The 11784-nt window shown below is 53.6% G+C and carries 5 protein-coding genes; 1 reads left to right on the forward strand and 4 read right to left on the reverse strand.

The annotated features are described in order from the left end of the window. Positions 1 to 57 precede the first annotated feature (57 nt). The 4 genes from NST26_RS22480 to NST26_RS22495 all read right to left on the reverse strand — a co-directional run bounded on the left by NST26_RS22480 (position 58) and on the right by NST26_RS22495 (position 9628). The gene (locus tag NST26_RS22480) at positions 58 to 5898 is read right to left on the reverse strand and encodes an S-layer homology domain-containing protein (RefSeq protein WP_340979795.1); all 5841 of its coding nucleotides are present in this window, start codon (positions 5896 to 5898) and stop codon (positions 58 to 60) included. 446 nt (positions 5899 to 6344) lie between these two features. Then, positions 6345 to 7184: a carbohydrate ABC transporter permease gene (locus tag NST26_RS22485; protein ID WP_051493958.1), complete on the reverse strand. Its 840-nt coding sequence runs from the start codon at positions 7182 to 7184 to the stop codon at positions 6345 to 6347. Between the two features lie 15 nt (positions 7185 to 7199). Beyond that, complete coding sequence (locus NST26_RS22490) at positions 7200 to 8138, reverse strand: carbohydrate ABC transporter permease (RefSeq protein ID WP_340939259.1); 939 nt, start codon at positions 8136 to 8138, stop codon at positions 7200 to 7202. 146 nt (positions 8139 to 8284) lie between these two features. After that, positions 8285 to 9628, reverse strand: coding sequence for an ABC transporter substrate-binding protein (locus tag NST26_RS22495; RefSeq protein WP_076085891.1), 1344 nt, complete (start codon positions 9626 to 9628; stop codon positions 8285 to 8287). Between the two features lie 281 nt (positions 9629 to 9909). Here NST26_RS22495 and NST26_RS22500 point away from each other — a divergent pair, with 281 nt between their 5' ends. Further along, a complete protein-coding gene (locus NST26_RS22500; RefSeq protein ID WP_340979797.1) occupies positions 9910 to 11688 on the forward strand; it encodes a sensor histidine kinase in 1779 nt (592 codons plus the stop codon). Positions 11689 to 11784 lie beyond the last annotated feature (96 nt).

The raw sequence follows: 11784 nt of genomic DNA on the forward strand, positions 1-11784 counted from the left end.
GGAGAACCGCTGCTCTGTTTGAATTACAGATCTGAAGCTTGAACCGCCTCGTTAGTGTTACAGATGCTCCAGCAGATTGGAGATGACCTGCGCGCTCTCGGCGCGGGTCATGGTCTCCTGCGGCGCGAATTGCTGATTGCCGCGCCCGTTGATCAGCCCTGCCTGCTCGGCAGCGCTTGCCGCATGCTTCGCCCAGTCACGAATCTGGGAGTAATCACTGAACGGGCTGGCAGCGGAGTCACTGCTGCTGATCATGCTTCCCTTCAAGTGTTCATGCGCCCGGACGATCATGACCGCCATTTCTTCACGGGTAATGCGCTCCTCCGGTGCGAAGGCGTCCTTGCTGCGTCCGAGCACGATGCCCGCTTCATTCACTGCCGCTACGGCTTCGGCATACCACAGCCTGGAGTCCACATCAGCAAATGTGGATAGACTGGTCGCCTTAAGGCCAAGCGCACGGGTAATCATCGCGGCGAACTGCGCCCTTGTGACTTCCCCTTGCGGATTAAATTCGGTGCTGGAAATGCCTTCGATAATATGCTTCGCAGCCATAGACTTAATAACACCGCTGGCCCAGCTGCTACTGCTGACATCCGAGAATGTCTTGTCATATTCGAGCACCGCATACTGGCTGAAATGATGCACATCGGCGGTGAATTTACTGTCTGTCAGCGTGCCTCCCATGTATTCCACCGCACCACTGGCAGCAATATAGTAGACGCCGAGTACGCTGCGGTTAGCATTAGGATCAACCGTGAAGGTAAGCGTCAGCGGCTCGTTAAACGTTGTAACCGGTACGGCAGTGCCGTCCGCAGCAACAGCCTCCAGACTGAAGCGGATCACATCGCTTACCGCCGTTAACCGGACGGACCCGTTGACCGCCGGATTATTGATCAGCTGCTCCGCAGCAGCTCTCGCTGTCTTCACGGCGGAGAGTCTGATTGCCGCTGCCTCCGGTTGTCCTCCAGCTCCGGCAATCTTCTCCTGGATGTCCTTCAGCGCCGCCGGACTCAGCTCAACAGCCACTGTGCTCCAGGCAAGACGCAGGGTGTTCTCTCCTGGTATTCCGGCTAAACCGGCCGGAAGCAGCACGGATTCTGTAGCATCGGTAAGCTGAACGGTTATAGCTCCACTAGACGGTGCCGGGAAATCAGCCGGTACAAGAACCTTCTCCGTCTGCGCTGAAGGTGACGGAGCTACGGTTGGCGTTGCAGCCGGTGCCGGTGTCCATACTGGCACTTCCGCAGGTGCTGGTGTTGCTGTCGGCGCCGGAGTTGGCGCCTTGGTTGGAATTACTTCCGGCGGCAGCTCCGCTTTTTTTACAGTGACCGTTCTTGTCACTTCAGCAGCCGCATTGCCCGCTGTATCAGTCACATTATAATGATACACATAGCTGCCGGCCGCCGAAGTATCCAGCGTCAGCACGCTCTCCCCCTCCTGCGTAATCGTTGCAACGATACGGTCTGTAATATCGCCATCCCGGTCATCTGCCGCTGTAGCTCCGGCATCCGTATAGTCTGCATCCTTTTCCAATTCAACGGATGCTTCACCGAGCAAGGTAATTACCGGCTTCGTTACATCCGGGTCCAGCGCAACCACTACCCGTCTTGTCACCTCAGCAGCCGGATTGCCCGCCGTATCACTGACATTATAATGGAAGGTATAGATATCGACCTTGGATGTATCCAGTTCAGTCAAGCCATACACTTCGCTTGTCACCATTGTCGTAATACGGTCAGTTATATCTCCGTCCTGGTCGTCATAAGCGGTAGCTCCCGCATCGGTGTATTCCGCTCCGACCGGCAGATTGACTGTCGCCTCGCCTGTCAGGGTAATAACCGGCGGTACCGTATCCGGTTCCGGTAGCGTGATCGTTCCACTGGCCGAGCTGTCTGCTCTCGCTTCCCCCTTGCTCAGCGTTACTGTGAAGGTGAAGCTGCCGTCAGTATCCTCCGTGGCTTCCTGGAATGCAGTCATGGTAATGTCATCCATGGTAACGCCCGTAGCCTGGAATCCAGGCAATTCGCCTATCGTCTGTTGCAGCCATACCAGGACAGCTTCTTCACCTTTTGCTTGCGCCTTCTTAACGCTGTAAGCCGCTCCCTCAATGATATTCTTCGCCTCAAGTACAGCCTGTTCATTGGCCGCACTGGTTTTATCTCTAGCTACAGTCAGATAACTGATCAGAGCCGCCTGACTGAACGTATTGTTCACCGAATATTTCACCGTACCGCTGACCGGCAACGTGAAATCATGCTGAACCATGACCCCATTCGGGCCTGCAACCAGGCCGGTCTTAACAGTCTCATTCACAGTCTTGCCCTCGGCATCCACATAGCTGAGGGTAATATCCATCGTCCGGCTCCCGTTATTCCACCAGTCCAGATGATAGGAAGTAACCGTATATTTCCCTGCACTCAGAGGCAGGTTGTAGACCAGCGGCGTATTCCTCGTATTCGAGCCGTATACTCCGGTCTGGGCTTTATCGGTAGTGACTACAGCACCTCCAAGCCCTTTGACACTATAGGTAGCGCCCGTATTCGTATGTCCCCATACCGTATCTCCTGTGGACAATTGATCTGCCTTGTGATTCAGCAGGCTGCTGCCTGTGAGATCCCGGATGGCTGTATACGGCGGGGTGTCGCCATCTCCGGCAAGGCCCATGTCCAGGAAGTATACCAGCCCCTCAGGAACCACTTCCACATAGGCAATGGTCTTCAGGCTTCCGTAGTTGCCGGTAACCGCTACCCGTTCATATGGAGTATTGAAGTTAAGCGCATCAAGATTCCACTTCACAGCTACCTGTATGGTCGTTCCGTCTGCGAGCTTAGCCTCGACTTTGGCTGGAAGTTCCGGCAGCTTCCCTGCATAGGTAGCCCTATCGGGGATAGACGCAAGCTCTCGCACATCTCCGAGCAGCAGCAGATTCAGGGCGGAAGACAGACGTTCTACAAGCTGTGACGCCCCTTCCTGGTCCAGCCGGTAGGAAGCCGGATCATTCAGCGCTGTCTGGGCGGTATCCAAAGCATCCGTGAACATCTTCCAGTCCTTCTCCGGGTAGCTCTCTTCCCTGCTGACCTCAAGCGCAGCACTCACCGCCTGCTTAAGGCCTGCCGTATCCGGGCTTCCTGCTCCTTCCCCGCCGATAACCGCAACGGAATCTACAGCGAGAGTCCCGCTCAGCACTTTGAGCTGAACCGTATGCTCACCGTATTTCAGTCCGCGCAGTGTGAAGGTCTGGTACAGCTCCTTCGCTGCATTAGCAGCACCCGAGACTACCAGGGTCTCGCCGTCCACCACGGCTTCCAGCTTGGCAGAGCCGTCGTTCGGCCCCAGAATATCAAGGCCTGTGCCGGTAAAAGTATACTTCAGCACAGCGCCCGCACCCTGGCTGGTAGACAGGGACCGCTGATACACATACATGCCTTTTCCATTCTCATGTGCCCAAGCACCCTCATATACCAGCTTCGCCTCAGGTGCCTGCGCCAGGTCATACATCTCCAGATTATCCAGCTGCTCTGAATAATACGGTGTATAACCGTCCACCTTCTCTACCTTCAGATTGTCGAAGCGGACATGATAGAAGCCGCTCGCGAGCTGCACGCGTCCAGACAGCTTCGGATTCGGATCGGTGTATGCTGCAAGCTTAACATCATCCAGATAGGCAGTAATCTTGTCACCGGCAACCTGAACGGCAATGTTATGCCAGGCATCATGTGCGGTGTCAAATCCGTCGATCTTCACCCCGCCGGAGCCGGTGGCCGCATTGCCGCTGGCGACCACGGTCCCGCTGGACAGCAGCTGCCAGCCGCCATCGAACCAGAACTTGAGCGCATAAGGGGTGCCGTTAATTGTCTGCGGCCCGCCCTGGTATCTGGCTCCAATCGCTGCGTAATTATTCCCGCCATAAGTGCTGTTCTGTTCAAAAGAAACATCGGCGCTAGCCTTATAGTTAGTCCAGCGGTAATCGCCGATCACGGTGACCGGGTCTCCGCCGTTCCAGGCACCGCCCACGCCTGTTGTCACCTGATCCAGCTGCTGCCGCAGCACGTAGTTATCCGTGCCATCGACCAGATAGCCTTCGAACGCTCCGTTGAGGTCCTGGGTATAGCGCGGAGTTACACTCTGCTCACCGCCGCGGGAGCTGACATAACTCTGCTCGCCGGTAATGGCACCGCCCTCCCCGATGACGGCAACGGTTCTGTCCCCGTAATTGAAATCATCCGCGTACAGGATCTGATCCTCCGTATTCTGTACAGACCCGGTGGCATCGGTATCCAGCACCGTACGTTCACCTTCAACCGGAAGCGAGGCACCGAATTCTTCATTCGTGCGGTTATCCAGCGTAGTTACCGTTACAATCGAGAACGGCTTCACACGAATGGTATACTCACCGCTGCCGTCTGCCTGAACATCCCCAAGGTCCTTCATATAATTGCTGTTAAAAGCCTGACCTGTCTCCGCCGCACGGGTCTCCCACATCTCCAGAGACGGATTGCCGGTATAGGCCATATTGACGGCCTGGAGCTTGTAGATCTTCTCTGTCTCGCTATCATTGATGATCACCGTCGAGAAATCCTGCTTGTCAGGTGAAGCCAGGGTCATATAGCTTGGAGTCCCGTTGCGCCCGCTGACCGGGTTCGTGCCGGTTGCTCCGGTGTAGCTCGCCTGGGGAACGGCTCTCCAGATTCCTGCCGTATTGCCTTCGTTCTCCCAGCCTGTCTTGGCAAACCCATTAAAATGCTTCAGGACAAGCAGTCCCGCATCATAATGAATGAAGCCTGACCACGGGTCGCGTGCGCTAAGCAGCTCCTTGAACGAGTACTGCCCGCCTTCATAGAAGGAGCCGATTGCCGGCTGATAGATGAAATGCGTCCGCCGGGAATTCACGAAGCCCTTGATAATGGTATTGCCCATCTCCAGCGGTCCGCCGATGCCGCCGATGCCCGTCCCGGGCTCAGAAGGGTCCTTCATGTTATTGTGGGGACGGAAGGCCGAGTTACTGAAGGTGGCCTGTGCTTCACTGTTCCAGATTTCCTTGTCGAATTCATCGGCAAGCCGTTTGAAATTGCCTTTGCTGTCGTCGTCGGTGTTGTAGTGATATCCGGCAGCCGCTACCGCATCTCGCAGCGACAGATCGCTCACCATGGCATCCCCGAAGGAGCCGATTCCAACCTCGTCGGAAATCACCAGCTGGATGCTGTGGTACAGCTCTTTCTCCTGATCGTTTTCGAAGTCTTCAGTATCCCCCTTGACCCTCTCACCATACTGCTTCGTCCAGGCCAGATCCGGCGCGTGCTCATTGATATGGGGATTCACATAATCCACCATATACCCGTATTCACGGTATGCGGCCAGAATGGTATTTTTGTACCAGGTATAAATCTTGTCGTTATTGTTAGCCCAGGCTGGAGCATTCCAGCGCAGGAAGCTCACCTTGACCGCCGGATTAATAGCCTTGGCATCGGCCGCAAGCTGGAAGCCGGGATGCCGGGCCACATTGGCCGCTTCATCCTCCGTACGCATCGTCGAAGGATCGGGACCGGTAGAGTTATTCCGGTCATTGCCCATCTCGATCTTGACATGGTCGATCAGCGGGCGTTCGCCCCCGAACAGGATCTTCAGCATTTGGGCATACGCCTCCGGCTGCTCGGACTTATAGTCCATCAGCAGGGCGCTCGTACTGTTGCCGCTCAGTACGCCGAAGCCTTTGAAGGTCAGGCCATTGACATTGTCAGCCTTGATATCATTGCCGTCCAGCTGGACTCTGACTGCAGAAGCATCGGTCTCGCTGGCAGAAGCTACAGGCAACCCTAGTGCAGGAAACATTCCGGCTACGAGTGCAGTCGATAACAGCACGGAGAAAAGCCTTTTCTTCACGCGGTTCTTTCTGTTCATTCATTAATCCTCCTCTTTCTCACTTAAGTAAGCGCATTCATCATGTCGTTAGAAGAATGATTGACTTGGACAGACCTTTGTCTAAAATCACAATGCGGGTATACAAATACCTGGCAGACTGCGACAAACTGCAACTGCCAGGCGGATACTCTACTCACCTCAATCCTCGATTGGGACTGAATAGGATATTTTTATTACCTAATAGTGGTTTACACTGCATAAGAAGCACTAAAGAAATTAACAAAAAGCAAAAGAAGCGGAGGGGAAATTTGGAACTGTAGGAGCGGTAGCGACCGCCTTTGTCACCGGATTTCACCCGCGAACAGCGGTTTAAATCAAGAAATCTGGTGACAACAGCGGCCGGAAGTCCAAATGTTCACCGCAGCGACGATGCAGCTTCAAGTTCAAAACTTAAGTGCGTCTTATATAGTAAAAATCTGACTCCACTACCCCTTAATCCCCGAAGCAGCAACGCCCTGCACGAAGTACTTCTGAAGCGCCAGGAACACAATTACTACCGGAATGATCGACACTACACTCGCCGCCATAATCAGGCCATACTCCGCAGAATACTGTGAGATGAACATCCGCAGACCGATCTGAATGGTCTTGAGCTTCGTATCGGTCAGATAGATCATTGGCCCGAGGAAGTCATTCCAGGTAGCGACGAAGGTGAAGATGGTCAGCGTGGAGAGCGCCGGCTTGGACAGCGGAAGCATGATTCTCGCCCAAATTCCGTATTCGCTCAGTCCGTCAATCCGGGCCGCTTCACATAATTCATCCGGCACCCCCTGATAGAACTGGCGCATCATGAACACACCGAAGGCCGAAAAGGCTTGCAGCAAAATGATTGCCAGGTGGGTATTGTTCAGCCCCATGTAGCGCATCAGAATGAACTGCGGCACCATGTAGGCCTGCCAAGGAATCGCGATCGTGGCGATGTAGCCCAGGAAAATCACATTTTTGCCTCTAAAATGCAGCTTCGAGAAGGCATACGCCGCGAAGCTGGAAGTAAGCAGCTGCAGAATCGTAACGATAATGGATAATTTCGCTGTATTGTAGATGAAGCGTCCGAGCGGAATCCGAGTCCAGATATCCTGGAAATTCTCCCAGCGCGGATTCGCCGGAATCCATTGCATCGGGAAGGAGAAGACATCCTTGTTCAGCTTGAGCGATGACGACAGCATCCAGATATACGGCACCAGCATTGCCAGCACGGTCAGAATTAACAGGGCATATACAAGCACCATTAAGCTGATTTTAAGTCCTTTACTTTTACCAACCATATCTTATAGATCCCCCTATTGTCCGTATTTCTTCTCGCCGCGGAACTGGACGATGGTAATGCCGAGTACCAGCAAGAAGAGCACAATCGCCATGGCACTGGCATATCCGTAATCCAGCGAGCGGAACGCCGTGTTGTAGATCTGATAGACCATGACCCGTGTAGCATTATTGAGCTGGTTATCCGCGCCCGCGAACAGGTTGATGAAGATATCGTAGACCTTGAACGAGTTGATGACCAGAATCATCAGGACAAAGAAGGTGGTTGGTGCCAGCTGTGGCACAGTCACGTTGCGGAATCTTCTCCACGGGCCTGCCCCGTCCAGCTCAGCCGCTTCATACAGCTCTGGATTAATGCCCTGGAGACCGGCCAGATAGATGACCATGTAGTAGCCCATATTTTTCCACACGGTGAAAAGCACTACCGTAAACATCGCCCACTGCTTATCCGCCGCCCAGCGGGGCAGCTCCTCCAGCGGAATGCCGGTAATCAAGTGCAGGATGTTGTTCACCGGACCCATGGTCGGGCTGAAGATGAAGTTCCATACCGCCGCAACCGCAACCAGCGAAGCCACGTAAGGGAAGAAGAAGACCGTTCTCATGAAATTACGGCCCATAATCTTCTGATTGAGCAGAATCGCCAGGGCCAGCGCTACGATCATGGTCAGCGGCACGACTCCGACGGTGTAGACAATCGTGTTCCACAAGGCTTTGTGGAAGGTGGTATCCGAGATTAGCCGGGAGAAGTTGTCCAGCCCGATGAACTTCATCGGATTGGCCCCGTCCCATTTCACAAAGGCCAGAATAAAGGCAAAAATCATCGGTACCAGGGTGAACAGGGCAAATCCGATAAAGTTCGGCGCAATAAAGCTATACGCGACCAGGTTATCCCGGAGTCCGCGCGACAACCGGCTTTTTGGGCTCTTATTTGTACGCAATATGGTTTCGTTCTGCATTCGTTCTCCTCCAAACCTTATATAACATCCCCGCAAAGTGGGAATTACTTCGATACCTGTTAATGTGAGTGCTGTGATGTCCTCTATTTATATGGAAGGCGGGCCTTCGCCCGCCCTTCCTTCAGGACACTAACATTACATTCACATTAATTGTTCAAAAGCTGGCCTACACGGTCATTCATATCCTTCAAGCCTTCGTCGATCGTAGCGTTCTTGGTCATGATGTTGTCATGCGCTTCATTCAGAATAACCTCAATGTCCGCACTCTTCTCATGAATTGGCATTTCCAGGTAAGTCTGAACGGTATTCAGTGCAGCCTTGCTGTTCTCATCTGCCGGGAAGCCGTCGATGGAGGTGATGGAATTGATAACTTCATCATTCTTGATCGCAGGAATCGTACCGGTGGAAGCAATAACCTTGGCGCCTTCTGCCCCGGTTACGAAGTTCATGAAGTCAAGCGCTGCTTCTTTGTGTTTGGACTTTTGGTTTACAGCCAGAGAAGTAATCGTTCCCAATGTAGTTCCGGCTTCAACGCCGTCAGGATGAGGGTATTTCACGATGCCCCATTCCGCAGATTGGGATTCGCCGCTCTTCACCTTCTCAATCTGGGTGGCAATGAACCAGCTGCCCATGTTCATCATGGCTACGGAGTTGTTGTAGAATACGCCGGAGTAATGCGTGCTGGAGGTCTTCAGGGTCGCGTAATCCATAACAATACCGTCTTCCTGCTCTTTCAGAATCCGTTCATAGGTAGGCTTCAGGAAGTCATAGTTGCCGCCGACCACGGTGTTCTTGCCGTCCAGAATACCGAACAGTTGAACTGCACTGCGCCAAGTATGGTAATGGGCACCGTATACTTTTTCCGAGCCGCTGCCGGAGGTCATCTTGCGGGCCAGCTCGTCGTATTGGTCAAAGGTCATATCATTAGTCGGATAATCTACGCCTGCTTTGTCGAACAAGGCTTTGTTGTAGTAGATCAGCCAGAAGTCACTGCGGAACGGAAGCGCATACACCTCGCCGTTCACTTCAATCTGCTCGACCGTACCGCCGTATACGGAAGGATCGATCGATTTGTCACCCATGTAAGTCTTCAGCGGCTCCAGGTGATTCTGCTTCACCAGGTTCGAGTAGCCCGGAATGTCTTTGATCGTCAGAACATCCAGATCCGCCCCGCCCGAGAGCTGTGTGCTGAGCATGGTCATATAGTCGGTGGAGCCAAGATCGACATATTCAATGGTTACGTTCGGATGTGCAGCCTTATAAGCATCGATCAGCGGTTTGTAGTATGCAGTAGCTTCCCAGTCCCACAGCGCCCATTTCAGTGTTACCGGCTCCTGGCTTGGTTCGGAGGAAGCGGTTGCAGCGTTGCCCGAAGCAGGTGCGGCAGTGGCAGCAGCGTCTTTCGTATTGTTATTGCCGGAGCATCCGGCCAGCATGCTCACGGAGAGCGCGGTGGCAAGGGTCATGCCGTAGAATCTTTTCAAGTTCATTCGATTATCCCCTTTATCTTCTGATAATATTTCAGCAGCCGGCATCTGTTGCTCCGGCCTTAGTTCAAATTGTAAGCCTTTTCAGACCCGATGGGGATGCAAAATTAAACACAGTTCATTCACTATTCTGTGCTCTTCTCCGCACGTCCTGCCCCAAACCTGTAATTTCTTATCCGAAACCTGTAAAATTCTCAGCTTCTCCCCCTGGCTCTATAATGAAACGCAGGAATATGCTATGGTAGTTGAAAACGCTTTAAATAGGTCCAGTTATAGATGAAGGAGTGTTCACCACGGTACGTAAATCTACTATTAAAAGCCGCATTATTCTGCTCATGACCGCCTTTGCGCTGCTGATTGCCTCGCTGCTGTCTTGGTTCAGCTACGAACTGATTACGTATTACCAGCGCAAAACAACGATCCAGGCGACGGAATTCAACCTCCAGCTCGTCTCCCATATTATCGAACAGGATCTGATTAATCTGACTACGCTGGCGATGACCAGCAGCACCAACTCGTCCACGAACACCCTGCTTACCGAATATTTCGGTTCGGCGGAGGCCAGCCCCAAGCAGGCGCTGAATGTCTTCAATGCGATGCAGGACGATGTGCGGATCAACCGCTCCTATAGCTATGTACGCCGCCTGATTGCCACAGATAACAGCGGAAAGTTCCTGCAGGTGGAGAATTTCGGCACCTCCATTCCGCTTACGATCCATAATATCGGTCAAGTCACCGGTCTGACGAATGAGGCCGAAGAGCAATGGGACCGCGTCATTAAGGACCCGCTCTCCAATTCCTACGGTATTCCCTTCGTGTTCCCTATTTATGGCCGGGGGGCTACCCGGGTGGGCACCGTCTATCTGCTCGCGAATACCTCCGTCATTACGGACAAACTGAAGGGCTATGCCCTGCCGGAGCACTCCCGGCTGCTGCTTACGCTCGGCGATCATCATTATCAGCTTAACGGAGATCAGGTCAAAGCCATTGAAGAGCCGTATGAGCCGGTAGCCTATACCAGTGACAAGCCTGTCGGCCCCGATACCGAGCTGTCCATGGTGAAAATGCAAGATGATGGGGAAAGCCATATCGTGGTATCGTATCCGGTACGCAGCGGTGTCATGCTCTCGCAGACCTTATCCAGCGACCAGTTCGCGCCCCGGAGCAATATATGGATTCTCGTCCTGCTCGGCGTCTGTCTGCTCGTGCTTGTCTTAAGCGCGATCATTACGCTGTATTTGACCCGCACGATCAGCCTTCCAGTCGAGAAGCTGAAGAAGCGTATGGACAAGATTGCCCAGGGCAACTTCCTGCTGGACTCGGGTATTGAATGGAACAGTGAGCTGGGCGATGTCGGCCGGGGCATTAACCGCCTGTCCCAGGATATCGTAGCCCTCATGGACAGCCGGCTCGCGGACGAGAAGCAGAAGCAGGAGCTGGAATACCGGATGCTCCAGAACCAGATTAATCCGCATTTCCTCTACAATACCCTGAACTCGATCAAATGGATGGCTACGATCCAGAACGCCACCGGTATTGCAGAGATGACGACCTCCCTATCCCGGCTGCTCCGCAGCATCGCCAAGGACAACCGGCGGCTGATGCCGCTGAAGGATGAGCTGAGCTTGCTGGATGATTATTTCCTGATTCAGAAATACCGCTATGGCAGCACGGTTACCATGGTCACAGAGATTGAAGAGGAAGCACTGCTTGGCGGGCTTATCCCGCGCTTCACACTCCAGCCCTTGGTCGAGAATGCGATCTTCCACGGCATCGAGCCCAAGGGCCGAGGCGACATTGTTGTCCGGGTCACGAAGAGCGGATACACGGATCTGCTCATCACGATCGAGGACAACGGGGTCGGGATGACGGCGGAGCAGATTGCCACCATTCTAACCGTTCCCGGGGACGAGGCTAAGGGAATGCTGGAGAATATCGGGCTGCGCAGTGTGAACGAACGGCTGCAGCTCGCTTTTGGCAGAGAGTACGGCTTGTCCATTGAGAGCGTGCCCGGCCGCTATACCTTAATGAAGCTGCTGCTCCCCTTCCGGCAGAGAGAATAGCTAAGAATCCCCCACAAAGTGAGGCCTTAGCTTCGATGAGTACTCAGGTACTTTGCGGGGACCCCAAAACAATAGCATACCGAGCAAGGATGTGAT

Source organism: Paenibacillus sp. FSL R7-0128 (assembly GCF_038002245.1).
GTDB classification, from domain to species: domain Bacteria; phylum Bacillota; class Bacilli; order Paenibacillales; family Paenibacillaceae; genus Paenibacillus_AQ; species Paenibacillus_AQ silagei.